Source organism: Allobosea sp. TAB14 (assembly GCF_052113865.1).
Classification (GTDB): Bacteria; Pseudomonadota; Alphaproteobacteria; order Rhizobiales; family Beijerinckiaceae; genus Allobosea; species Allobosea spartocytisi.
The window spans coordinates 1-23,225 of sequence record NZ_JBFRDQ010000101.1 but is presented as its reverse complement, the minus strand read 5'-3'; the positions used below and the strand labels follow the sequence as shown (position 1 = coordinate 23,225).

Sequence of the window (23,225 nt, the reverse complement as noted above, 5' to 3'; positions counted from 1 at the left end):
TCATTCCGGGGTACGCCGCAGGCGTGCGCCCGAGAATGACGCCTTAGGCCCGCGCCTGCCCCAGCACACGGGTGAAGATGGCCCGGACGCCGCCCCTCACCTCATCCAGCTCCGCCTTGAGCACCTTGGCATCCGGCCGCCCGACGGCCGTCGCGATCCGCCGCAGCACGCGGGCCGGCACGGCCTTGGGGTCGAAGGCTTCCTCGACGGTGAAGCGCTGCCAGAGCTGAACGTCGCCGATCAGGCGATGCGCCTCCAGCAGGGCCGAGGCATCGGCCTCCGAAAGCAATCCCGCAGCACGCGCGGCCGCGAAGACGGAGGCCGTATCGTTGACGATCAGCGACGGATGCTCGCTGGCATAGGCGAGCAGCAGGAACTGGGCGAGGAAGTCGAGATCGGTGATGCCGCCGGCGGCGAGCTTCAGATCCCAGGGATCCTTCTCGCCCTTTTCCCTGGCGATCAGCGCCCGCATCTCGGCGACGGCGGCCGCGACCTTGGCAGGCTCGCGCTTGCGCGAGAGGATCGCGCGGATCGAGGCTTCGGCGCGCCTTGCCAATCCGGCATCGCCGGCGACGACGCGGGCGCGCGTCAGCGCCATCTCCTCCCAGATYTCGGCYTCGCCCGTATGATAGSYCTCGAARCCGGCGAAYTGSGTYGCRGCCGGGCTCTTGTTGCCGGTCGGGCGCAGGCGCATGTCGACCTGATAGAGCGTGCCGCGCCGCGTCGGCACGGTCAGCGCCGCGACGAGGCGCTGGGTGAAACGGACATGCCAGGTCACCGGATCGAGGCTCCTGGCGCCGTCGCTTGGCCCGGCATCCTCCGGCCGGTCGTACAGCAGGATCAGATCGAGATCGGATGAAGGCGTGAGTTCGCCCGCGCCGAGCCGTCCAAGCCCGAGCACGACAGTCTCGGCTCCTTCGATCACCCCGTGATCCGCCGCAAAGGCCGTGCGCGTATCGGCAAAGGCGACGCGCAGGCAGGCTTCCGCCACGGCGCAATAGGCCTGCCCCGCCCCTTGCGCCGGGTAGACGCCGGAAAGAAGCCGCGCGCCGACCAGGAAATTCTCCTGCCGCGCCGCGTCGCGCAAGCGGTCGAGCCCGTCCTCGACGCTGGGCGGCGGCGAGCCGACATAGTTGCGGATGCGCCCTTCCAGCGCCGCGACATCGACCACCGCCTGACCGAAGGCCGGATCGATGACGCCGTCCAGAACATGCGGGTGCAAAGCCGCGACCTTGGCGAGACGTGGCGCGCTTCCGAGGATTTCCGCGAAAAGCGTCAGCAGGGAATCATGCGAGCGCAGCAGCGTCAGCAGCTCGATGGCCGCCGGCATCCGGACGAAGGCGTTGTCGAGATGGGCGAGCGCACCGTCGGGATCGGCAGTGCGGCCGAGCGCGACCAGCAGGGCCGGCGTGAGCTCCGTCAGCACCTCGCGGGCGCGGGCGCTGGTGACGGCCGGGCGACGGCCGAAATGCCAGCCGCGCACCGTCTCGGCCGCGGTCAGGGCATCGCGGAAGCCGAGCTTGCCCAGCGTGGTCATGGTCTCCGGATCGGGCTCCGAGCCGGTGAAGCTCAGCGTGCCGGCTTCGGCCGCGAGACTCGGCCCCTCCTCGAACAACAGGGCGTAGTGCCCCTCGATGCGCTTCGCATGAGCGGTCAGCGCCTTGCCGAAGGCGGCTGCATTGGCATAGCCGCAGAAGCGGGCGAAGGCGTCGAGCTCGCCGGCGGCCTTGGGCAAGGTCTGGGTCTGCTCGTCGTCGCGCATCTGCAGACGATGCYCGACGGTACGCAGCCAGCGATAGGATTCGGAGAGCTCGTCGCGCGCCTGCGGCGTGATCCAGCCTTCGTTCGTCAATTCCCCGAGCATGTCGAGCGTGCGCGGGCCGCGCAGAGCCGGGCGCCGGCCGCCGAAGACGAGCTGCTGGGTCTGGACGAAGAATTCGATCTCGCGGATGCCGCCGCGGCCGAGCTTCACATTGTGACCGGCGACGGCGATGGTCTCGTGGCCCTTCACCGTCTGGATCTGGCGCTTCATCGCATGGATGTCGGCGATGGTCGCGAAGTCGAAATATTTGCGCCAGATGAAGGGGGCGAGATCCCCAAGGAAGCGCTGGCCGAGCGCGATGTCGCCGGSGATGGGCCGCGCCTTGATCATGGCGGCGCGTTCCCAGTTCTGGCCGACCGTCTCGTAATAGGAATAGGCCGAGGGCAGCGAGACTGCGACATGGGTCGAGGCGGGGTCCGGCCTCAGGCGCAGATCGACGCGGAAGACATAACCGTCCGGCGTGCGCTCCTGGATGATGCGGGCGATCTGCTGGGTGAGCTTGACGAAGAAGCTCGACGGCTCGCCCACGCCGGCCGCCTCCGCCGCCTCGGGATCGAAGAACACGACGATGTCGATGTCGGAGGAGTAGTTCAGCTCGCCGGCGCCGTGCTTGCCGAGCGCCAGGACGACGAGGCCGGAACCGAGACCGGGATTGGCGGGATCGGCGAGGTTGATCCGGCCGAGATCGGCGGCCTGGCGCAGGACGTGGTCGGTGGCGAGTTTCGTGGCCATGTCGGCGGTCGCGGTCARSGCKGCCGTCACCGTCTCGACATCCCAGASGCCGCCGATATCGGCGAGCGCGATCAGCAGCGCCATGGCGCGGCGGAAGCGGCGTAACTCTCGCATCAGATCGGCCGTCTCGCAGCCGCCCGCACCGAATGCGGCCATGCCGGCGAGAAGCATGTCGCGACGCGCCTCCGGCGCTTCCGTCAAACTGGCGAGCAGGCCGGCGGGATCGAAGCGCATCACCTGGGTGAGGAAGGGGGAATGGGCGAGGATACCCGCCACCAGCGCCACCGAGCGCGGATGAGCGGCGAAATGCGCCTGCAGGACTTCCGCCGCCGCCTCGTCATGGAGGCGCTCGATCAGCTCGCGCGCGAGCAGCGTCTCGGCCTTGGCCTTCGCCGGCAGGACCGGCGCCGCCTCCAGCCTGTCACAGAGCTGCCCCGTCATATCCACGCACTCCCCCTGCAACCGCCGAGCGCTCATCCGGACGCATGGCGATCGATGTCCTCGATTTCACATGAACCGCGCCGTCAACCCGGGCTTGACCCGGGATCCATCATAGAGCGTCAATGCCTCATGATGGATTCCGGACCGGCGCCGCTAGCGCGGCTTGTCCGGGGTGACGGCGCGGTTCATGTGAAATCAGCAGCCCCTAAAGCGACGGCACGCCAGCAGGGTTTGGCTCGGCTGTCGAGACGGCGGGGTCGGATGGCGTCGGCGTTTCCACAGGCTTGGGCGCGATGGCGGGCAGCGCGATGACCATGCGCAGCCCCGGCGCATTGTCCTCCAGCCGGAGCTGGCCGCCATGGAGGCGCACGACTCCGGCCACCATCGACAGCCCCAGCCCGAAGCCGGGCTGGCTGCGGCTGGCGTCGAGCCGGACGAAACGGTCGAGCACGCGGCCACGATCTTCCTCCGGAATGCCCGGTCCGTGATCGGACACCGAAAGCTCGATATCTGCGTCCATGCGGCGGGCGGCGACGGTGACAACCGCTTCCCCACCCGATTCCGGCCGGCCATATTTCAGGGCATTGTCGACGAGATTGGCGAGGGCCTGGCCGATCAGCTCGCGATTGCCGAAGACATGGAGGCCGGGCGCGACATCGCCGACAAGGGTCAGCCCTGCCTCCTCCGCCAGCGGCTCGTAGAGCTCGGCGACCCCCGAGACGATCTCGGAAAGGTCGAGATCGTCCATGTTGTCGCTGATCCGGCCGGCTTCCAGCCGTGCGATCATCAGGAGCGCGTTGAAGACGCGGATGAGATTGTCGGCCTCCTCGATCGCCCCGTCGAGCGCGGCGCGCAACGCATCGGTCGACTTGGCGCTGCGCAGCGCCTCCTCGGCCTTGTTGCGCAATCGGGTCAGCGGCGTCTTGAGATCGTGAGCGATGTTGTCGGTGACCTGCTGCATGCCGGCCATCAGCTCGCCGATGCGATCGAGCATGGCATTGAGGTTGAGCGCCAGCCGGTCCAGCTCGTCGCCGGTGCCGGCGATGGCGAGCCGGCCCTTGAGGTCGCCCTCCATGATGCCATGCGCCGTCTCGCTCATGTCGTCGATGCGCCGGAGCACGCGGCGCGCCACGAACCAGCTCGCGAAGCAGCCGAGGATGAAGATCAACGCCAGCGACCAGCCGATCGCCCGACGGATCACCGTGCCAAGCCGCTCGCGCTCCTCGACATCGCGGCCGACGAGCAGGCGGAAGCCTCCCGGCAGCACGAAGACGCGGACGATGGCATGGCTCGGCGTGTCGATCGCATCGCTCGTGCGAGCGTAGTCGATTTCGCTCTCGCCGGTCTTGTCGAGCGTGCCGGGCGGGATCGCCTCGACATTGCCGGCAACGCGCTCGCCGACCGGCGTCGTGACCAGATAGAGCGAGGCGCCCGGAGCGCGCGAACGCCGCTCGACGATGTTCACGAGCCGGCGGATGCCGCCCTGGCGCGCCTGCTCGGCAAGGCCCTGGATCTCGGCGTCGATGGTCGAGCGGATCTGGTCGTTCAGCAGGCGCTGCGCGTTCCAGGCGACATAGCCGAGCACGAAGGCGGCGAAGAGCGCGAAGATGAGGAGGTAGACCGCCGTCAGCTTGAACGCCGTCGTGCGGAACAACGTCGGCAGGAAGTGCGGGCGCTTGCGCGGGGTGGGCTCAATGCGCGCTGTCACGAACCATGTATCCCGCGCCACGGACGGTATGGATCATCGCATGCTCGAAGCCCTTGTCGACCTTGGATCGCAAGCGGCTCACATGCACGTCGATGACATTGGTCTGGGGATCGAAATGATAGTCCCAGACATTCTCCAGCAGCATGGTGCGGGTGACGACCTGTCCGGCATGCTTCATCAGATATTCGAGCAGGCGGAACTCGCGCGGCTGCAGCACGATCTCGTGCCCCTCGCGCATGACGCGGTGGGCGAGCCGGTCGAGCACGAGCTCGCCGGCGCGATAGGTCGTGGGCTCGGAGGCAGGGGCGCCGCGGCGGCGCGCCAACACCTCGACGCGAGCGAGCAATTCGGAGAAGGCGTAAGGCTTCGGCAGATAGTCGTCGCCGCCGGCCCGCAGGCCCTTCACGCGGTCGTCGACCTGGGCGAGCGCCGAGAGGATGAGCGCCGGGGTCTCGTCCTTCTGCTCGCGCAGCGAGCGGATGAGGGAGAGGCCGTCGAGCCGGGGCAGCATGCGGTCGATGACCAGCACGTCATAACCGCCGCCCTCGGCCATGGCGTAGCCCTCGAGGCCATCGGCGGCATGGTCGGCGATATGGCCGACCTCGCGGAACGCCTTGGTCAGATAGGCCGCAGCCTCGGCATCGTCTTCTACGATCAGGAGTCGCATGGGGGACATTGTAGCCCAATCTCCGAGCAGGCTGCACGTCATTGCGAAGGCAACGAGGCAATCCGGGGAACGCGGCGCCATGCCGTTGCGGGGGCCTCGGCGGCCACACCGCCCCGCCAGGACGGGGACGCACTCGACCCAGACCCGAACACGACGGGTCCGACAACAAGAAACGGCAGGCCGGAGGATACGCATCCGGCCTGCCGCTGCGACAGCTGGTCCCTCGGCTGGGGCGACAGGAAACCGAAGGGACCCGCCTGCCTCGTTCAGGCCGCGGGCTGGCGGCCGACCTCGAAGGTCACGTCACGTGACTTGCCTTCGCGGAACAGGGTGATCGTGGCCTTGGTGCCGGGCGCGAAATTCGCGATTTTGCGCGACAGGTCGCGGGCGTCCTTGACCGCCTCGCCGTTGAGGGCCGTGATCGTGTCACCGCGGCGGATGCCCGCCTTGGCGGCCGGGCCATTGCCCTGCGCCTCGGCGACGAGCGCGCCCTGGGCGTCCTTCAAGCCGATCGCATCGGCCATCTCGCTGGTGACAGGCTGGATCTGCACGCCGATGAAGCCGCGCGCCACCTTGCCGTCCTTCTTGAGCTGGTCGACGACCTGCTTGACGGTCGAGGCGGGAATCGCGAAGGCGATGCCGACATTGCCGCCCGAAGGCGAGTAGATCGCGGTGTTGACGCCGACGACCTCACCGTTGCCGTTGAAGGTCGGGCCGCCCGAATTGCCGCGGTTGATCGGCGCATCGATCTGCAGGAAGTCGTCATAGGGACCCGAGCCGATATCGCGACCCTGGGCCGAGACGATACCGGCCGTGACCGTGCCGCCGAGACCGAACGGATTGCCGATCGCCAGCACCCAGTCGCCGATACGCGGCTTGCTGTCGGAGAGCTTCACATAGGGGAAGTCACCGCTGTCCTTGACCTTGAGCAGGGCGAGATCGGAGCGCGGATCGGTGCCGACGACCTTGGCTTCCAGCGTCTTGCCGGCATCGGTGACGAGCTGAACGTCGACCGCATGCTCGACGACGTGGTTGTTGGTCACGACATAGCCGTCCTGGCTGACGAAGAAGCCGGAGCCCTGCGCCATGCCGATCTGCGGCTTGGGCTTGCTCTGGCGACCGCCCTCCTGATCGCCGAACTCGCGGAAGAAGCGGCGCAGCTGCGGCGGCAGATCATCGAGGCTCTGCTGATCGGAGGCAGCGGCGACCTCGGTCTTGACGCGCACCGAGACGACGGCCGGCTTCACCTTGTCGACGAGGTCGGCGAAGGAAGGAAGCTGGGTCTGGGTGCCGGAGAGCTCGATTGGCTGCGCGAAAGCGAGGTCGTTCYGCAGGAAGGCGCGGTCGGCGATGCCGGCAGCGAGGCCGATGCCGAGAATGGCAGTCCCGGCCAGAAGGGCGCCGCGGCGCAGGAAGGTCTTCTTCGGGGTGATTTGTGTCGTCATGGCTTGAACCTCGTGGAGCGACAGGGTTTTCCCTGCTCGTGACGAGGACCATGAGGCCCGGCGCCTTACGTGGCTTTGGCCTGAAGATGACGATTTCGTAAGGTTGGCGGCCGGCTTCGGCTCAATCCCGCTCGCCCTGCAGGAGCCGGTCGAGGCGCTGCCGTTCCTCTTCCGTCAGGCGGGGAGCGGCCTCGGAGGGCGGGGCCACGCGACGGAGCCGCCAGACGAAGGCCGCCCCGCCCAGGAGGATCAAGAAGGGCGCCGTCCAGAGCAGGAGCGTGTGCAGGTTGAATGGCGGGCGCAGCAGGACGAACTCGCCATAGCGCGCCACGACGAAGTCGATCACGGCCTTGTCGCTGTCGCCGGCGGTGAGCCGCTCGCGGACGAGGAGCCGCAGATCGCGCGCCAGCGGGGCATTGGAATCGTCGATCGACTGGTTCTGGCAGACCAGGCAACGCAAACCGCCCGAAATCTCTCGCGCGCGCTGCTCGAGGGCGGGATTCTTCAGGACTTCGTCGGGCTGGACGGCGTGGGCTGCCGGCTGGACGAGGCAGAGAAACGCCAGGGCAAGCAGCAGGCTGCGCATCCGCTTCACTCCGCCGGCTGCGCGGCCGCGACAGGGGCAGCGCGACGCGGGGCCGCCAGGCGGAAGCGGCGGTCGGTGAGGGACAGGCCTCCACCCAGCGCCATGACGATGGCGCCGATCCAGATCAGCAGGATCAGGGGCTTGTCGTAGAGCCTGACGGCGAGGCCGTCATCCTGTGCGTCGCCGAGGCTGACATAGGCCTGGCTCAGCCAGTCCGTGCGGATGCCGGCCTCCGTCGTCGGCATCGCGCGGGCCGTGTAGACCCGCTTCGAGGCCTCCAGTGGCGCCAGTTCGCGATCTCCCGAGAAAAGCTGGAAACGCGCCACCTCGGCCCGGAAATTCGGCCCGGTCCGGGGCACCACGGATTCGAGCATGACCGTGTAGCGCCCGGCGGTCAGGCGCTCGCCGGGTTTCAACACCGCGATGGCCTCGCTGCTCCAGGCCGCGGCCGCGATGCCGATGATGCTGAGCCCGACGCCGGCATGCGCGAGCGCCGTGCCCCAGGCCGAGCGCGGCAGGCCCTTCGCCCGCGACAGCATCGCCGGCCAGCCGCTCGCCCGGGCGACGATACGCTCGCCAAGGTCGAAGCCGGCGCCGAGCACCAGGAAAACGCCGAGACCGACGCCCAGCGGCGCCAGCACCGGGCCACCGCGCGTGAAGGCGATCAGCGACAGCGCCGCGACGACCGCGAGGCCGCAAGCGACCGCGTTGCGCTGCGCCGCGCCGAGCAGGTCGCCGCGCTTCCAGGCGAGCGACTGACCGATCGGCAGAAGCAGAAGCAGCGGCACCATGACCGGCACGAAGGTGGCGTTGAAGAATGGTGCGCCGACCGAGATCTTGTCGCCGGTCGCCATCTCCAGCGCCAGCGGATAGAGCGTCCCGACGAAGACGGTGGCGCAGGCCGTCGCGAGGAAGATGTTGTTCACGACGAGCGCGCTCTCGCGTGACACAGGCGCAAAGAGGCCGCCTTGCCGCAGGAGCGGCGCACGCCAGGCGAAGAGCGCGAGCGAGCCGCCGACGAAAAAGACCAGGATCAGCAGGATGAACAGGCCACGCGCCGGGTCGGTGGCGAAGGAATGGACCGAGGTCAGCACGCCCGACCGGACGATGAAGGTGCCGAGCAGGGAGAGCGAGAAGGTCAGGATCGCGAGCAGGATCGTCCAGACCTTCAGCGCATCGCGCTTCTCCATCACCACGGTCGAGTGGATCAGGGCGGTGCCGGCGAGCCAGGGCATGAAGGAGGCGTTCTCGACCGGGTCCCAGAACCACCAGCCGCCCCAGCCGAGCTCGTAATAAGCCCAGTAGGAACCCATCGCGATGCCGAGCGTCAGGAAGACCCAGGCCAGCAGTGTCCAGGGCCTGACGGCGCGTGCCCACATCGCGTCGATCCGCCCGTCGATCAAGGCGGCGACGGCGAAGGCATAGGTCATCGAGAAGCCGACATAGCCGACATAGAGCAGCGGCGGATGGATCGCGAGGCCGAGATCCTGCAGGATGGGGTTGAGGTCCTGCCCTTCCGCCGGCGCCGGCACGAGCCGCCGGAACGGGTTCGAGGTGAACAGCATGAAGGCGAGGAAGGCCGCTGCGACCAGCCCCTGCGCCGCCAGGGCTCCGGCGCGCAGGCGCGGCGGCAATGACCGGTGCGAGACGGCCACCAGCGCACCGAACAACGTCAGAATCAGCACCCAGAGGAGCAGCGAGCCCTCGTGATTGCCCCAGACGGAGGTGAGTTTGTAGATCAGCGGCTGGGCGGAGTGCGAATTCTCGAAGACGTTGGCGACCGAGAAATCGGAGCGGACATAGGAGGCGACCAGCGTCGCGAAGGACAAGGCGACCAGTCCGAAGCTGACGAGAGCGGCGCTCGCGCCGACAGCGGCCAGCGCGCGGTCCTGCCGCGACAGCCCCCAGAGCGGCACCAGCGCCTGGATGACCGAGACCCCGAATGCGAGAGCCAGCGCGTAATGTCCGATCTCGACGATCATGCCGGGCTCACGGCTTCACCGGCGCGGCCGCGCCGGCCTCGCCCTGCCAATGCCCCTGCTTCTTGAGGGTGTCGGCGACTTCGCGCGGCATATAGGTCTCGTCATGCTTGGCGAGCACCGAATCCGCCTTGAAGCGACCGGCGCCCTCGAAGACGCCTTCCGTCACCACGCCCTGCCCTTCCCGGAACAGGTCCGGCAGAAGCCCGTCATAGCTGACCTTCACGGTGCTCTTGCCGTCGGTCACCGCGAAGGCGACACGCTGGCCCGGCCCGCGCTGGACGGAACCGTTCTCGACCAGCCCGCCGAGCCGCATGCGCGTGCCGGGCATGACGCCCTTTTCGGCGATCTCGGTCGGTCCGTAGAAGAAGACGATGGCGTCGCGCATGGCGAAGAGCACCAGCCCTGCGGCGAGCGCGAGCACGGCCCCGGCCGCCGCGATGATCGTCAGGCGGCGCTGCTTGCGGGTCATGCGCCGCTTCGGCGGGCGCAGCGACGTGGTCTGGGCAGCCGTCATGGCTTGACCTCCTTCAGGTCCAGCTCATCGGCCAGAGCGTCGAGCGCCGCAAGGGCGGCGGCGTCCTGTCCCAACCTTTCGCGCGCCGTCCGGGCGGCTTGCGACGCCTCGGCCTTCTCGCCAAGCGCCGCTCGCGCCCGGATCAGGCGCGACCAATCGGCCAGCGTTCCGCCACCGGCGCTCAGCCGTTGCGCGAGGCCATCCACCATGCCCTTGATCGCCTGCGCGCGCTCGGCATCGGGCAAAGCCGCGATCGCATCGCCCTTCGCCTGCGCCTCCAGCCGGGCCAGCCGGTCGCGCACTGGCGCGGTCCAGTTGGCATCGGGCGGCGCGCCGGCCAGAAGCTCGTTGAGAGAGGCGATCGCGCCCGGCGCATCGCCGTCCTGCTCCTTGGCCAGAGCAAGATAATACAGCGCCCGTACATTCTTCGGATCGCGTTTCACGGCCTCGGCAAAGGCTTCACGGGCAGAGGCCGTGACGACACCCTCCGCAGCGAGCGTGCGGGCTTCACCGAGACCGGCGAACAGATCGGGATCCGGCTTGCCGTTGCGCATGGCCGCAGCGAAGGCATTGGCGGCGTCGTCATAACGCCCCTGCCTGAGATAGATCGGCGCGATCAGCGACCAGCCCTTCGTATCGGTCGGATTGGCGGCGAGATGCGCTTCCATGCGTGCGAAGACGACGGCGAAGTCCTGCTGCGGGCCAGCCTGCTCGAGGCGCGCCGCGAGCGGCTGGTCGGGATTATCGGGCGAGCCGTAGATGCCGTAGATCAGCAGCGCGAGCAGGGGCACGACCGAGAGCATCAACGCGGAACTCGCGCGGCGACGGCGCAGCGATGGCTCCGTCTCGCCGGCCGGGGCGACTTCGTCTCCGGCCACGCGCAGCAGGCGCCGCGCCGCCTCGGCCCGCGCCGCTTCCGCCTCGCCCGCAGCGATCAGGCCGCGGGCCATGTCGCGGTCGATCTCGCCAAGCTGCGACCGATAGAGGCTTCTGGCATCCGCCGTGTCGGCGAAGCCCGGAACCTGCCCGCGACTCAGCGGCCAGAGCAGGGCGAAAATCGCCGCTCCCGTCATCACCGCAAAGACCGCCCAGATCATCATCGGGTGTTCTTAACCAATTGGCCCGTCCGGTTCATGGTGACAAAGGGTCACGCGACCCCCTCGCGCTACACGGCGGGGAGAGCCAGGCGTGCCCGCAAGCCGCCGAGCGGTGAGCGATACAACGTCAGATCGCCGCCATAAAGCTTGGCGAGATCGACCACGATCGACAGGCCGAGACCGGAGCCGGGCGTCGTTTCGTCGAGCCTGCGGCCGCGCTTGATCACCTCGGCCATCGCCTCCTCCGGCAGTCCGGAGCCGTCGTCGTCGATGAGCAGCGCCATGGACTTGCCGGGACTGCCCGTGCCGGCCTCCAGCGATACCTCGACCTTGGCATCGGCCCATTTGAAGGCGTTGTCGAGCAGGTTGCCGAGCATCTCCTCGAAATCCTGCTTCTCGCCGCGAAAGCGCAACCGGGCGGGCACGGAGTGGTTGCCCTGGATGGCGCGCTCCTGGGAGATCTTCATGAAGGTCCGCAGCAGCGCTTCGAGCGAAGGCGCCACCTCGGTCACGCCGCCGAGCGCCCCCGAAAGCGCCGCCGCCCGCGCGCGATCGAGATAGTACTGGACCTGGTCGCGCATCACGGCGGCTTGCGTCCTCACGGTCTGCGCCAGATGCGCCTCGCCCACCCCGGCCTCGGCATCGTTCATCATCACGCTGAGCGGGGTCTTGAGGGCATGGGCGAGATTGCCGACCTGCGTGCGGGCCCGCTCCAGAATCTCCTGGTTGGTGTCGATGAGCTGGTTGAGCTCGCCGGCGAGCGGCGCAAGGTCCGGGGGATAGTCACCGACGATGCGCGGGTTCTCGCCTGTGCGGACGGCACCGACGGCAGCGCGCAGCCGAACAAGCGGGCGCAGGCCGAAGCGGACCTGCACCAGCGTCGAAGCGACCAGGATCAAACCCAGCAGCACGAAGGTCAKCGTCARCGCCAGGCGGAAATCCTGGATGTCGCCCTCGATCTCGTCTGCCGGAGCGGCGACGGCGACGGTGAAGCGGCCATCCTCGCCGACATCGATCTCGCGTTCGAGAACCCGCAGCATGCGGTCGTCGGGGCCGGAGACATAGCTTTCGCGCAGGCCACGGCTATTGGGTGAAAGCCCCTGATCGAGCAGCTTGGGCAGTTGCCCTCCGACCAGCGAGCGGGAGGAGCGGACGTTCGGTCGGTCGCCGTCGAGCCGCGTGATCTGCCAGTACCAGCCGGTCAACGGGAGATCGAAGCGCGGCTCGCCGAGGTCGCCGATCGTCTGGCGCTCGGTCTCCGGCGGCGCGGCGAGATCGGCAACGAGCTGCTTGATGTAGACCGAAAGCCGCTCATCGAAGCCCCGCTCGGCCGAACGGCGATAAAAGGCGGTGAGGCTGAGGCCGGCGACCACCAGGATCAGGATGCAGCAGAATGCCGCCGAGAGAAACAGCCGCGCTCCCAGCGAATAGCGATGGGATTTGAACGGCATGTGCCGGGATCAGACCTTTTCCGGAGCGGCGGCGATATAGCCGAGCCCGCGGACGGTCTCGATGATCTCGACGCCGAGCTTCTTGCGCAATCGGCCGACGAAAACCTCGATGGTGTTGGAGTCGCGGTCGAAATCCTGATCGTAGAGATGCTCGACCAGCTCGGTGCGCGAAACCACCCTGCCCTGATGGTGCATCAGATAGGAGAGCAGCCGGTATTCGTGGGAGGTCAGCTTCACCGGGTTGCCGTCGACGACGACGCGGCTCGCCCGTGTATCGAGGCGGACCGGCCCGCAGACGAGCTCGGAGGTGGCATGGCCGGCAGCCCTGCGCAGCAAAGCGCGCACCCGCGCCAGCAGTTCCTCGACATGGAAGGGTTTGACGACATAGTCGTCCGCGACGCCATCGACCTTGGGCAGGCCGAGGTCGAGGATGACGGCGTCATAAGGCTCGGTTTCGCCGAGATAGAGCCCCTCCTCGCCGTCGAAAGCCTTGTCGACGGCATAGCCGGCATTCTCGAGCGCCGTCACGATCTGGCGGTTGAGGTCCTTGTCGTCCTCGACGACGAGCAGTCTCACGGTCTGTTCGCTCCCGTTTGCGGGTCTATCCGGCCGGTGTCAGCGGATCGTCGCCACCTTGCCGGATTGTCCCTCCAGCGTCACGCGTGCGACCTTGCCGTCACGCTTCAACGTCGTCACGACATACACGAATTCCTCGCCTTGCCGACAGAGCCGAATGCGGACGACCTCGCCCGGTGCCGCATGGCGGGCGTGGCGAGAGGCCTCGGCGGGCTGGATCACCCTGCCATCGGCGACGGCATCGCGCATCTCGTCGGAAGAAAGACAGGAAATCGGCGCTTGGTCGTCGATGCGAACGATGGGGGCCGGCGAGGAAGCCAGAAGCGCAAAGGCAAGGAGGGGTTCGACCGGCGTCATCGTCATGGCTTAGCCCCGCGCGCCTGAATGCGCCATGAATGCCCGATCCATTCCACAACCCAGACGAGCTCAGACCACCGCGACACGTCCACGCCATTCCTGTCCGGGGCCGACCGCCCCGCCGAGCTGGTGCACCGAAAGCGAGATCTCGCTCCGCGGTCCGCCGAAATCGAGGTTCTCCTGCTCCGTCGGATAATGCCAGCCCGCTTCGTTCACGGTTGCGCTACGAACCGCGATGTCCCCATTAAGAATAACGACGAGGTAACGCTCGTTTTCCTCGCCGAGCGGCACCTCCGCGAGATCCCAGGAATCCCCCTCGACGCGTGTGCGCCGCAGCCAACTCAACGCGATGCCGGCTTCGGTGCGCCTCGCCCGCACACGCACAGGCGACAGCGGCAGCAGCGCCGGTCCTTCGACATCGGCGGAAAACTCCACCATCGTCGGATCGCCGACATCGTGCCGCGCCGGGCCGACCCTGTAGCGCAGCGTCCGATGGAGATCGGCGAGATCGCTGGTCAGCGCGACGGCCGAGCCGTCGAGCACCACGACCCGCGCCCCCGCCGCCAGGTGACGTTGTGCGACGGCCTCCGAACCGCCGAGCCCGCGCAGGAAGCCCGACAGGCGGAAGCGCTGCTGCCCGACCAGCTCGACCTGCGAGACGGTGACGAGCTCGATCCCGCCCGCCCCGTCAATCAGGGCGAGCGCGTTGGCTCCAGCCAGAGCGCTTTCGGCCGGGACGGAAGATAGCACGCCGCCCCGCAGCTTCACCTCCAGAACCGCGTGACGATCGCTGCGCCAGAGCGGTCCGGCCGGAAGGTCGGTGAGCGTCTCACCTACGATCGAAGGCGCCTCGACGAAGCCGGCGAGATCGAAGAGGCCGGTATCCCCGGCCCGCCAGATCGCCAGCCCTCCGGGCCAGGGCGCTGCGAAAGCGGCAAGCGAGAGCAGCGCCGGCGGCTGCCCCGTCACGATCGGCAGCGCGAGCGGCACGGCGAGAGGCCGGCCCGGCAGAGGCGGCGGCACTCGCGGCGGCCGGTCGCCTCCCTTGATGCCAGCGGTCCTGTAGATCGCCGGCTCGACCAGCCGCGCCGCGATACGCCGGGTGGGCCCGTCGGCGATGCGGGTGATCCGGAACAGACGATCGCTCCCCTGCACCGGTAAGGCGACGACATCGCCCGGCTCGAGGTCGAGACAGCGTGGCGACACCTCGCATTCGAGGGTCTCGCGCGCCGCCCAGGCCTCCTGCAAGCGCTGGTCGGCGAGGCGCTGGCCTTCCGCCATGCGCGTGACGATCGCCGTCTCGACCGCGACCTCGCGCCGAGCGGCACCGGCGAGGCGGCGCGAGCGCGCGGCGGCGTTGCGATAGCCGTTCTCGCCATCGCTGAAGCCGAGCCGCAATTCGAGCGGCAACTCCGTCTCCTGCATGCGCCTGAGGGCGAAGGGTTCACCGTCACGGTCGAGAATCAGATCGTCGGAACCGAGTCGGCGCGACACGGCCCTACCCCTGCCCTCGAAGCGCAAGGAGCCTGCGCTCATCACCGCATCGAAGCCGAAGGTCTGGGCGAGCGGCTCCAACGCCTGCCGGGCCGAGAGCGGCCGGTCGAGCACATAACCGTCGAGAAAGCCATCCACCGCTATGCGGTCGGCGGGCGGCAAGCCGAAATCGGCCAGCAGCTTCGCCACGAGACGATCGGCCGGCGTGCCTTCGAGGCGACCGTTGAGCCAGTGGCCGGTCTCGAAATTGCTGCCATCGGCCCAGATGCCGCCGAGATCGGGAAAAGCGGGAAACGGCCGCGCATCCCAGTTCCAGACGAAGATATGCGCGGGGTCGACCATGCGGATGCCGCTGACCGGGTGGACCGGGTTGCGCGCGGCCTCGAAGCCGGCACGGGCCGGATCGAAACCGGAGATGATCGCCTCCAGCGCCCGCGCCTGCACGAGATCGTCGCGCGCTCCGCTCGAGAACGGCGGCACGCCGCCCTCGTCCGACTTTACGTCCGGGAAGACATTCGGTGCGTTCGCGCCCTTGTCCACCGCAGGCACGCCGATCTCGGTCAGCCAGATCGGCTTGGCGCCCGGCACGAAAGCAGTCGCGCCGGTCTCGACGCCGCCTATGCGACGGATATGGCGATTGCTCCACCAGCCGACGAGGTCCTTCGGGCGGAACAGCCAGGGCTTGCCATAGGCGCCGTCGGTGATCGGCAAACGCTCCTGCGCGGCCCGTCCGGCCTCGTCGGCATAGTACCAATCATAGGCCTCGCCGGTGTTGAGGCGTCCGCGCAGATAGGCGAGATCGGCCGGGCCGCGTGCGATGGCGGCATCGGCATGCGCGGCGGAATCGCGCCAATCGGACAGCGGCGGATAGTAATCAATGCCGATGGCGCCGATGGCAGGCGAGGCCCAGAGCGGATCGAGCGGGAAATCGATATCCTGTCCATCGTTGCGGACATCGGCGCCGTATTCGGTCCAGTCGGCGGCATAGGTCAACGTCGCCGCCGGCAGGATCGTCCGCACATCCTGGGCGATCGCGGCGAGATGCCCGGTCATCGGATAGTCGCTCGCACCGCGCAATTGCGTCAGTCCGACCAGTTCCGAGCCGATGACGAAGCCTTCGACGCCGCCCGCCGCCTGCGCCAGCGAGGCGCAGTGCATGACCAGTCGGCGATAGGACCATTCGTCCGGCTTGGCGCAGGAAACAGCGCTGCCGGTCGCGCTCATGTCGGCGGGGGCGACGGTGCCGATGAAGGCCGCGACCTGCGCCGCCGCGCCGGAGGTTCCGTCCGGGCTGCCGGGTCGGCCAGGGGCGGGATCGCAGGTGAGGCGGCCGCGCCAGGGATAGCGCGGCTGGCCGGCCACTCCCGAATGCGGATCGGGCAGGCCGTTGCCGGCGGGGATATCCATCATCAGGAAGGGATAGAGCACCACCTCCAGCCCGTAGTCGAAGCGCAGGCGGCGGATCAGCGCGATCACGCTCTCGTCCGAGGGCGTCCCGCCGAAGGCCGGGCGGCCGTCGATCTGGCTGACCGGACGGGCCGAAGCGCGGCTCACCCCCGCAACGGACCACTCCGCGCCGACAGTCGGCTTATGCGCGACCTCGACGCGAGGCGCGACGCTGCAAGAGCTGGCGCGCAGATCGTCGCCGAACCAGGAGACGACGAGCGAAACGCGCCGCAGGTTCGGGCAAAGCGCGACGAGATGGCCGATCGCGGTATCGACATCCGCGCCGCCATAGAGTTGGTGGCGCGTCAGGCTTTCGGTGACGCCGGCCTCGGGCTCGTGACTGACCGGCTGGATATCGTAGACGAATTCGCCGGCGCCGGGCGTCAACGCCACGGCGCGGATCATTGCGCCCAGGCCATCCACCGCGCGCACCACCTCGAAATCGAATTGCGGGATGCGGTTGCCGTAATCCGCCAGCGGAAAGCGCTCGAAGACGACATAGGCAAGCCCGCGATAGGCCGGCGCCTCGCCCGCCTCCTTGGCGACGATGAGCGGGTCGGGTTCCTGGGCCTCATGGCCGTGGTGGAGGCGCATCACGACCGTGTTCACGTCGAGTTCGCGGCCATCGACCCAGATGCGGCGGATGAAGGCGATCGGCCCCTCGCAGAGGCCGATCGCGAGATTCGCGTAGTAGCTGTAGGTCGTCTCGTAGGTCTTCTGCGCGCGTCCACCCTTGCCGCCGCTCTTGGCCCGGGTGATCGAAAGCTTGATCTCCTCCTCGAAGCGTGTCGCCCAGATGAGCTGGCCGCCCAGCCGCGCCCGGCCATAGAGACGCGGAATCGCCGCGCCTTCCGTCGCCGCGAGGCCGTTGACCTCCTTCAGCCGCGGCCCCTCGACGATCTTGTTGCCGCCCGAGCCGCCGAGCCAGGCCTGGTCGATGGTCGCGCCCGCGAGACCGCCGAGCGCCTGGCCGATGGCGCCGCCCACCGGCCCGCCCAGCGCGGTGCCGAGGGCAGCGCCCGCCACCTGCAAAAGAAGCGTCGCCATCAGTCGCTGACTCCGGGAAAGGAAAAGGCATGGCTGAGATGGCGCCGCCACCAGCCGGTAAAGGCCACCTCGGCAACGGTCGCGCCGTCATGGGCGTGGATGATGCGATCGGGAGCGCTCAGGACGGCGCAATGCTTGGCCGGTAGATGCTCGCGCCAGCGAAACAGCAGCACGTCGCCCGGCCGCACCGCCTCCGGCACGACCGGCGCGAGGTGGCGCGACGCCGCCAGCGCCAGCGTCTCCCGGCCCAGGCTCTCGGCCCAGCTCGGCGAATAGGGCGGCGGCGCTTCCGGCTCGGGTCCACATAGCTCACGCCAGACGCCGCGCACCAGCCCAAGGCAGTCGCAGCCGACGCCGCGCAGCGAGGCCTGATGATGATAGGGCGTTCCGAGCCACTCCCGCGCGGCGGCGACGATCTCGTCTCGTATCATCGAAACAGGCTCCCGCCATCGAGGGCGCCGTCGCCCGGCCGGACACCGCCGATGATGAAGTCGGAGGTCGGCATATGCGGGAAGCCCCGGAAATTGACGCCGTTGCCGAACTTCGTCCGGCACGTCGCAAAGCTCTTGTCGCAACCCGGCGTCACGCTGAACGCGTCTCCGGGAGCAATCGCTGCGGGGGCCGCCTGCCAGAGCTGGAACACCGCCAGGCTTCCTTCCCGGCCGTGGCGCTTCACCTCGACGGCGAAGCCGGCATTGGCTCCGGCGGTGAAGACGAGCTTGCCGCCGGTGAAATGGCCGTCGGCATAAGCCCCCATCCCCACCGCGGAGAGCGCGAGGCGGCCGTCGCTCTCCGTCACGACCGCCTCGACCACCGCTATTGCGAAGCCACAGCGGGCATCGCCGAGATCGGCCGAGCAGGAGCGCATATAGAGCCGGCCGCGCTCCTCGTCGAAGGCCTTGGCGAAGCTGCGGACCTCGGCCGTGAAACCGCTCTCGCCCCGCCTGACCTCGCCGATGAAGCCTTCGTCGAGCAGCACGCGCTGGCCGGTTTCCGCCCAGTTCACCAGCCAGATCCGCAGACGCGCATCGTCGTAGAGGCCGCGCGCCAGATCGGCCTCGTTCAGCCCGGTCGCGGCGAGCGCACCGGCGACATCGCCACCGCCGATGGCGAAGCCGAGCTCGGCCGTGGCCTCGGCCGCCTCGAGCCCGGTCACGGCGGCGAAGGCGATGCCCTCGAAAGTGAACGGCCGGTCATGATCGGTGAAGCCGAGAACGAAGCCGTCGCGCCGTGTCAGGCTCCAGCAGCGGCACAGCGTCGTCGCGCCGCCTTCGAGATGAGCGGCAAGGTTGGGCGGGATATCGCGCATGGCGGCCTCAGGGCAGGATTTCGACGACCGGGATGCGCGGTATCTCGCCGGCCTCGAAAGCCGAGAGATCGACCTCGATCGCATCGGTGTCGAAGCGGACGGGAATGTCGAAGGCGAAGCCCGCCGTGACGACGGCACCGGCCGACGGGATATGACCGCCGGCGAAGGTGACGAGCCCGGTCGCTGTATCGCAGGAGAACGCCTCCTCCGGCGCCTGCGCGACACCATCGACGGCGATAAGCACGCTGCCCGCCTGCGGCTTGGCGATGGTCCGGCTATAGGCGGACGCTCCCGTGCCGTAGCTCTTGCGGAGCTGGAACGCCGCCGTCAGCCCGTCGCCGATCCCGATGACCTGGTCAGTCGCGGCCGGCGCCCGGGAAGGTGCGCAGCTCTTCCAGTCGAGCTGGTCGCGCCAGCGGAAGCCGAAGAGCCTGCCGCGACGCTCCTCGAAGAAGCTGACGACCTGCGCCAGCGCGTCGAAGGAACGCACGCCGAGGCCCGCATCGTAACGGCGGCGCGAATGGGCCCAGCGGCTGTTGCGGACCTCGCGGCCGGAGGCGAGCGTCACGATCTGGGTCTGGCGCTCCGGCCCACCCCGCGCCCCACGCGCAACGTCGAGCGGAAAGCGGACGTCATGGAAATCGGTCATGACCTGCCTCGTCAGAGTGCGCGGCCGCCGCGCGCCACGGCCCGCGCGATCGCGGCCGAAACCTGCGCCTCCGAACGGCGGAAGCTCTCGGCATCGGGTGTCGAGACCTGCACCGTGACGTTGAGCGGGCGTGCCCCGCCGCCGGCTCTGACGCCGAGGCGTCCGTCCGGCCCGCGCGAGAGCGGCATGATCGCCTCGGCGCCGCGCTCACCCATCAGGCCGAGGCCGCGCCCGGTCGGAAAATAGGCAGGCGAGGCGACGATGCCGCCCTCCGCAAAAGGGGCAACCGGTATCGAAGCCCCACCGCCGAGCGAACCGAAACCGCCGGTGAACAGGCCGGTCAGACTTTTGATACCCGTTCCGAGCAGATTGGAGATGCCGGTCTGCAGCGGCTTCAGCGCATTCTTGAGCAGGCCGTCGGTCAGCGAGCGCCCGACACCGCGCAACACGTCCTCGAAGCGCTTGCCTTCGACGACACCGCGCGAAAAGGCATTTACGATCGATTTACCAAAGCTTTGCGAAGAGCGGTTGAGGGATTGAGTCAGGGAATCCATCGTCCGCAGATCGGAAAGACGGACGGAGTCGAAATCGGTCTCATCGGCCATGACGATCCTCTTCAGAAATTGATTCAAGACGTTGCGTCAGATGTCGGGAAAAGCGGCCATCAATGCCTCGAAAGCCGTGCGTTCGGTCGCGGCGCCCGACGCTCCCCAACCCCAAGCCTTCATCGCTGCAGCCAGCTCGCGCGGGGTCGCCGCCCAGAAGCGATCCGGCGGCCAGCCGAGCCGGCCGAGTCCGAAGGCCATCACCTCCTCCCAGGGAAAGGCCGCCGGTGCGCTCAGGCTTCCGGCGGCTGCGGAGGGCGGGCGGGCTCGCCCTCGCCGAAGGTCGCCTCCAGCAGGGTGATGGCGGCCTTGATCGCGCCCCCGAGGCCGCCATCGAAGGACGGCCCCGCGACCTCCTCGTCGCGGATCACCTTGCCCGCGCCGCGCAGGCCGGCGGCGATGATGCGGATGATGTCGCGCGCCGAGAGATGGCCTGAGACGAAGCGCTGTCCGAGCGCCGGCAGGCTGTCGACCGCGAAGGCGTGCTCGAGCTCGGCCAGCGCGCCCAGGGTGAGGCGCATCGGCAGGGCCTCGCCCGAGATCATGAGCGCGGTTTCGCCGCGATGACGATTGACCATGCCGGTCTCCTCAGAGCGCTGTGAAGGCGAGTGCGCCGGCCGATTCCAGCGAAAGGTCGAAGGTGACCTCCGCCGCATGGTCGCCGCGATATTCGAGGCTGGTGAGCTGGAACGGCCCGGCGACCGTGCCGAAATCCGGCACGACCACCTGCCAGTCGCGGATCGCGCCATCGAAGAAGGTCTGGCGGACAAGTGCATCCGAGGCGGCGTCCTTGAAGATGCCGGAGCCACTGATGCTGGCGCGGCGGACCCCGGCGCCTTCCAGCAACTCACGCCAGCGCCCGGCCGATTCCGCATGGGTCACATCCACCGTCTCGGCATTGAACGCGATCTGGCGGGCACGCAGCCCTGCGACGGTGGTGAAACCGCCCTCCCCATCCGCCGCCTTGAGCAGCAGATCCTTGCCCTTCTGTGCCGACATGCGGCGCCTCCTTCGATTGTCGCGATGTTTCGGGTGTTCAGAGCGACTCGGTCGCCGCCCGGAAGCGGATCGTCACGTTGGGGAGCCCGCCGCGCGGTTCGCGCGCCAGCCGGCTCGAGAGCCAGCGCAGATTGACGAGACTGTGCCCGTCGAGGGAGAGATCGGCGTCGTCCAACGCCGCAACGATCAGCCTCGCGGCCTCCAATGCCTGACGGGCGGAGCTGCTCTGGGCGGCCCAGACGATCAGCGTCGGCTCCTGCTCGCAGCCGCGCTCGCTCCCCGCCGACCAATCGCGCGCCTCGACATCGCCATGGACGACGTAAAGGCCTCGCGCGGCGCGGGGCGCCTCGTCGAAGATGCGATCGGGGCCGATCAAGGCGATCAAGGGCGCGTCCGCGGCAAGCCGCGCCTGGATCGCGGCGCGCAGTGCGAGGATGGCGTCGCTCACGGCTTGACCTCCTCGACCAGGCAGACGAGCCGGCGGCGTGAACCGTCGGGATCGGCCACTGCCCGGATGTCGAAGACGCGCTCGCCGTCGCGCAGGCGCCGGCCGGCATCCACGTCGCCGCGCCAGCGCAGGGTGACGCGGTAGCGCGCGAGCTGCTCGGGCCGCCCTTCGCGCCATTGCTCGACGCCCGAGAGCCATTCGAGCTGCGCCCAGAGCGCGCCGACCGCGGCGAAGCTCTGCGTCGCGCCGCCGAGGCCGTCCGGCGTCGCGACCGGCGCTTCCAGCACGAGCCGGCGCCGCATCCGGCCAATGGCGGGGATCGGAATCTCCGCCATGGTCAAAGCCTCGCGCGGCGATAKGGCGCGACCAGCGCCATGATCTCGGGCGGCAGCCCCTGCGCATCACGGCTCGCGACATCGCCGCGCTGCTCGAACCAGCGCGCGGCGAGGCGGAGCACCGCCTGGCGCAACGGGGTCGGGACCGCGTCCGCCGATGTCCCGTAGCCGGCGGTGATATCGATCTCGATCGCGCCATGCGCCCGTCCGATTTCCGGCACCTCGCCGACGATGCGGATCAAGGGAGGATCCGCCAGCGTATCGAGCGCCAGAGCCGTCCCGGCCACCGCCTGGGCGATGCCCAACAGATCGTAGACACGCGCGGCCTCGATCGCACCCACGGGTGACAGCGGCAGGCGGATCTCGCCGCCGACAGGCCAGCGATCCAGCACGATCCGCCAGCGCTGGTCGATCAGGCAGCGGCCCGAGGCCGCCTCGACCATCAGCCGCGCGGCCGTGATCAGCGTCGCCAGCAGATCGTCCTCCTCGGTCTGGTCGAGACGCAGGAACAGCCGGGCCTCGGCGAGCGAAACCGGCTCCGCAACGGGCGGCTCCAGGGCAAGCGGCGTCATGATCGCTCCGTTCAAGGGTTCAATTGCGGGAAGCGACGCGCTATCAGCGCAGCTCTGGAAGGAGCGCCCGATGCGGATCGCGAACTGGTTTCTCGGCCTCGGCCTAGCCTGCGGAGTCGGGCTCGCTCCGGCACAGGCCGTCGTCGGTGGGCGCGAGGGCGGCCCGGCCGAAGCCGCGACCTTGATGGTGCTGAACGCGCGCGGCGGCGTCTGCACAGGCATCGTGCTATCGGCCCGCGCGATCCTCACCGCGGCCCATTGCGCGGCTGGCGGCACGGAATTGCGCATTCACTGGCGCGCAGGCAGCGAGCCGGTGCTGATCGCGCCGGCCACGGTCGGCCTGCACCCCGAATTCAACGCAAAGGCGGTCAGCAACCGCCGCCGCTCGATCGACCTCGCCCTCATCCGGATGGCCGAGCCCTTGCCGGCGCGCTTCGTCGCCGCAACGCTCGACGACGGCGCCCAGCCGCGCGCCGGCAGCCCGGTCACCTTGACCGGCTATGGCGTCTCGCAAGAGGGCGAAGCGCGGACGACCGGCACCTATCGCTCCGCCGCCCTCTCCGTCATCGAGCCCTACGGGCCCGGGCATGTCCTGCTCTGGGCCGCGGATCCCGCCGGAGCGGGAAAGCGGCCGGGTGCGGGCGCCTGCCAGGGCGATTCGGGCGGCCCGATCTTCAGCGGGGCCGGCGTCGTCGCCGTGAGCAGCTGGTCGACCGGGCCGGCCAAGCGCAATTGCGGCCTGCTCAGCCAGGGCATTCTCATCGGTCCGCAACGTGGCTGGATCGACGCGACGCTGGCGCAATGGGGTGAAACTGCGCGCTGGACCAACGGTCTCTGACGGAAACGCTGGACTGGGGCGCGACAGCCTCTAAATTGTTCCACCGACCTCGTTGATGTGTTCCATGCTCGCGCGCGCCCTCGCCATCCTGTCTTTGTCCTGCGC

At 68.9% G+C, this 23,225-nt stretch carries 23 protein-coding genes; 1 reads left to right on the top strand and 22 read right to left on the bottom strand.

Translation table 11 applies throughout. The features are described from left to right. Nucleotides 1–43 precede the first annotated feature (43 nt). From AB4Y99_RS16245 to AB4Y99_RS16140, 22 genes are all read right to left on the bottom strand, one after another. Nucleotides 44–2,995, bottom strand: a complete 2,952-nt coding sequence (locus AB4Y99_RS16245) for a bifunctional [glutamine synthetase] adenylyltransferase/[glutamine synthetase]-adenylyl-L-tyrosine phosphorylase (protein ID WP_441524023.1) — start codon at nucleotides 2,993–2,995, stop codon at nucleotides 44–46. A gap of 205 nt (nucleotides 2,996–3,200) precedes the next feature. Continuing rightward, nucleotides 3,201–4,703, bottom strand: coding sequence for a sensor histidine kinase (locus AB4Y99_RS16240; protein ID WP_441524022.1), 1,503 nt, complete (start codon nucleotides 4,701–4,703; stop codon nucleotides 3,201–3,203). Continuing rightward, on the bottom strand, nucleotides 4,687–5,370 hold the full coding sequence (locus tag AB4Y99_RS16235; RefSeq protein ID WP_441524021.1) for a winged helix-turn-helix domain-containing protein: 684 nt from the start codon (nucleotides 5,368–5,370) through the stop codon (nucleotides 4,687–4,689). Before AB4Y99_RS16235 ends, AB4Y99_RS16240 begins: the two co-directional genes overlap by 17 nt. Before the next feature lie 266 nt (nucleotides 5,371–5,636). Next, the gene (locus AB4Y99_RS16230; RefSeq protein ID WP_441524020.1) at nucleotides 5,637–6,815 is read right to left on the bottom strand and encodes a trypsin-like peptidase domain-containing protein; all 1,179 of its coding nucleotides are present in this window, start codon (nucleotides 6,813–6,815) and stop codon (nucleotides 5,637–5,639) included. 121 nt (nucleotides 6,816–6,936) lie between these two features. After that, nucleotides 6,937–7,401, bottom strand: coding sequence for a cytochrome c-type biogenesis protein (locus AB4Y99_RS16225; RefSeq protein ID WP_142020297.1), 465 nt, complete (start codon nucleotides 7,399–7,401; stop codon nucleotides 6,937–6,939). A 5-nt stretch (nucleotides 7,402–7,406) separates the two neighbouring features. Next, nucleotides 7,407–9,383, bottom strand: a complete 1,977-nt coding sequence (locus tag AB4Y99_RS16220; RefSeq protein WP_038361450.1) for a heme lyase CcmF/NrfE family subunit — start codon at nucleotides 9,381–9,383, stop codon at nucleotides 7,407–7,409. Nucleotides 9,384–9,390: 7 nt separating this feature from the next. Next, nucleotides 9,391–9,852 (bottom strand): cytochrome c maturation protein CcmE, encoded by a 462-nt coding sequence (ccmE, locus tag AB4Y99_RS16215; protein ID WP_441524030.1) that lies wholly within the window; start codon nucleotides 9,850–9,852, stop codon nucleotides 9,391–9,393. A 41-nt stretch (nucleotides 9,853–9,893) separates the two neighbouring features. Then, the gene (ccmI, locus tag AB4Y99_RS16210; RefSeq protein WP_441524019.1) at nucleotides 9,894–10,997 is read right to left on the bottom strand and encodes a c-type cytochrome biogenesis protein CcmI; all 1,104 of its coding nucleotides are present in this window, start codon (nucleotides 10,995–10,997) and stop codon (nucleotides 9,894–9,896) included. Nucleotides 10,998–11,062: 65 nt separating this feature from the next. After that, entirely contained in the window at nucleotides 11,063–12,445 is a 1,383-nt protein-coding gene (locus AB4Y99_RS16205) for an ATP-binding protein (RefSeq protein WP_441524018.1), read from the bottom strand. 9 nt (nucleotides 12,446–12,454) lie between these two features. Next, on the bottom strand, nucleotides 12,455–13,021 hold the full coding sequence (locus AB4Y99_RS16200; protein WP_441524017.1) for a response regulator transcription factor: 567 nt from the start codon (nucleotides 13,019–13,021) through the stop codon (nucleotides 12,455–12,457). A 39-nt stretch (nucleotides 13,022–13,060) separates the two neighbouring features. Continuing rightward, a complete protein-coding gene (locus AB4Y99_RS16195) occupies nucleotides 13,061–13,384 on the bottom strand; it encodes a PepSY domain-containing protein (protein ID WP_441524016.1) in 324 nt (107 codons plus the stop codon). Nucleotides 13,385–13,447: 63 nt separating this feature from the next. Beyond that, nucleotides 13,448–17,365 carry a baseplate multidomain protein megatron gene (locus AB4Y99_RS16190; RefSeq protein ID WP_441524015.1) on the bottom strand — a complete coding sequence of 1,306 codons (3,918 nt, stop codon included), beginning with the start codon at nucleotides 17,363–17,365 and terminating at the stop codon, nucleotides 13,448–13,450. Beyond that, the gene (locus AB4Y99_RS16185) at nucleotides 17,365–17,796 is read right to left on the bottom strand and encodes a C40 family peptidase (RefSeq protein WP_441524014.1); all 432 of its coding nucleotides are present in this window, start codon (nucleotides 17,794–17,796) and stop codon (nucleotides 17,365–17,367) included. The genes AB4Y99_RS16190 and AB4Y99_RS16185 overlap by 1 nt, the downstream gene beginning before the upstream one ends. After that, a complete protein-coding gene (locus tag AB4Y99_RS16180) occupies nucleotides 17,793–18,674 on the bottom strand; it encodes a DUF2163 domain-containing protein (protein WP_441524013.1) in 882 nt (293 codons plus the stop codon). Before AB4Y99_RS16180 ends, AB4Y99_RS16185 begins: the two co-directional genes overlap by 4 nt. A gap of 7 nt (nucleotides 18,675–18,681) precedes the next feature. Further along, on the bottom strand, nucleotides 18,682–19,323 hold the full coding sequence (locus tag AB4Y99_RS16175; RefSeq protein ID WP_038361429.1) for a DUF2460 domain-containing protein: 642 nt from the start codon (nucleotides 19,321–19,323) through the stop codon (nucleotides 18,682–18,684). Nucleotides 19,324–19,334: 11 nt separating this feature from the next. Next, nucleotides 19,335–19,928, bottom strand: a complete 594-nt coding sequence (locus AB4Y99_RS16170; protein WP_038362476.1) for a phage tail tape measure protein — start codon at nucleotides 19,926–19,928, stop codon at nucleotides 19,335–19,337. Between the two features lie 36 nt (nucleotides 19,929–19,964). After that, the gene (locus AB4Y99_RS16165; RefSeq protein ID WP_441524029.1) at nucleotides 19,965–20,165 is read right to left on the bottom strand and encodes a phage tail assembly chaperone; all 201 of its coding nucleotides are present in this window, start codon (nucleotides 20,163–20,165) and stop codon (nucleotides 19,965–19,967) included. Then, nucleotides 20,162–20,506, bottom strand: a complete 345-nt coding sequence (locus AB4Y99_RS16160; protein ID WP_441524012.1) for a gene transfer agent family protein — start codon at nucleotides 20,504–20,506, stop codon at nucleotides 20,162–20,164. The genes AB4Y99_RS16165 and AB4Y99_RS16160 overlap by 4 nt, the downstream gene beginning before the upstream one ends. A gap of 10 nt (nucleotides 20,507–20,516) precedes the next feature. Next, nucleotides 20,517–20,927: a phage major tail protein, TP901-1 family gene (locus tag AB4Y99_RS16155; RefSeq protein WP_112763427.1), complete on the bottom strand. Its 411-nt coding sequence runs from the start codon at nucleotides 20,925–20,927 to the stop codon at nucleotides 20,517–20,519. Nucleotides 20,928–20,964: 37 nt separating this feature from the next. Continuing rightward, a complete protein-coding gene (locus AB4Y99_RS16150; protein WP_441524011.1) occupies nucleotides 20,965–21,375 on the bottom strand; it encodes a DUF3168 domain-containing protein in 411 nt (136 codons plus the stop codon). After that, the gene (locus AB4Y99_RS16145; protein ID WP_441524010.1) at nucleotides 21,372–21,710 is read right to left on the bottom strand and encodes a phage head closure protein; all 339 of its coding nucleotides are present in this window, start codon (nucleotides 21,708–21,710) and stop codon (nucleotides 21,372–21,374) included. The genes AB4Y99_RS16150 and AB4Y99_RS16145 overlap by 4 nt, the downstream gene beginning before the upstream one ends. A gap of 2 nt (nucleotides 21,711–21,712) precedes the next feature. Next, nucleotides 21,713–22,282 carry a head-tail connector protein gene (locus tag AB4Y99_RS16140; protein ID WP_441524009.1) on the bottom strand — a complete coding sequence of 190 codons (570 nt, stop codon included), beginning with the start codon at nucleotides 22,280–22,282 and terminating at the stop codon, nucleotides 21,713–21,715. A gap of 70 nt (nucleotides 22,283–22,352) precedes the next feature. Between AB4Y99_RS16140 and AB4Y99_RS16135 the strand changes: the two genes are divergently transcribed. Next, nucleotides 22,353–23,120 (top strand): S1 family peptidase, encoded by a 768-nt coding sequence (locus tag AB4Y99_RS16135; protein WP_441524008.1) that lies wholly within the window; start codon nucleotides 22,353–22,355, stop codon nucleotides 23,118–23,120. Nucleotides 23,121–23,225: the final 105 nt, after the last annotated feature.

Excerpts from the sequence above, each read along its gene's own strand:
- AB4Y99_RS16235 (WP_441524021.1), bottom strand. The coding sequence starts at position 5,370 with ATGCGACTCCTGATCGTAGAAGACGATGCCGAGGCTGCGGCCTATCTG.
- AB4Y99_RS16225 (WP_142020297.1), bottom strand. The coding sequence starts at position 7,401 with ATGCGCAGCCTGCTGCTTGCCCTGGCGTTTCTCTGCCTCGTCCAGCCG.
- AB4Y99_RS16220 (WP_038361450.1), bottom strand. The coding sequence starts at position 9,383 with ATGATCGTCGAGATCGGACATTACGCGCTGGCTCTCGCATTCGGGGTC.
- ccmE (WP_441524030.1), bottom strand. The coding sequence starts at position 9,852 with ATGACCCGCAAGCAGCGCCGCCTGACGATCATCGCGGCGGCCGGGGCC.
- ccmI (WP_441524019.1), bottom strand. The coding sequence starts at position 10,997 with ATGATGATCTGGGCGGTCTTTGCGGTGATGACGGGAGCGGCGATTTTC.
- AB4Y99_RS16195 (WP_441524016.1), bottom strand. The coding sequence starts at position 13,384 with ATGACGATGACGCCGGTCGAACCCCTCCTTGCCTTTGCGCTTCTGGCT.
- AB4Y99_RS16190 (WP_441524015.1), bottom strand. The coding sequence starts at position 17,365 with ATGGCGACGCTTCTTTTGCAGGTGGCGGGCGCTGCCCTCGGCACCGCG.
- AB4Y99_RS16185 (WP_441524014.1), bottom strand. The coding sequence starts at position 17,796 with ATGATACGAGACGAGATCGTCGCCGCCGCGCGGGAGTGGCTCGGAACG.
- AB4Y99_RS16180 (WP_441524013.1), bottom strand. The coding sequence starts at position 18,674 with ATGCGCGATATCCCGCCCAACCTTGCCGCTCATCTCGAAGGCGGCGCG.
- AB4Y99_RS16175 (WP_038361429.1), bottom strand. The coding sequence starts at position 19,323 with ATGACCGATTTCCATGACGTCCGCTTTCCGCTCGACGTTGCGCGTGGG.
- AB4Y99_RS16170 (WP_038362476.1), bottom strand. The coding sequence starts at position 19,928 with ATGGCCGATGAGACCGATTTCGACTCCGTCCGTCTTTCCGATCTGCGG.
- AB4Y99_RS16160 (WP_441524012.1), bottom strand. The coding sequence starts at position 20,506 with ATGGTCAATCGTCATCGCGGCGAAACCGCGCTCATGATCTCGGGCGAG.
- AB4Y99_RS16155 (WP_112763427.1), bottom strand. The coding sequence starts at position 20,927 with ATGTCGGCACAGAAGGGCAAGGATCTGCTGCTCAAGGCGGCGGATGGG.
- AB4Y99_RS16145 (WP_441524010.1), bottom strand. The coding sequence starts at position 21,710 with ATGGCGGAGATTCCGATCCCCGCCATTGGCCGGATGCGGCGCCGGCTC.
- AB4Y99_RS16135 (WP_441524008.1), top strand. The coding sequence starts at position 22,353 with ATGCGGATCGCGAACTGGTTTCTCGGCCTCGGCCTAGCCTGCGGAGTC.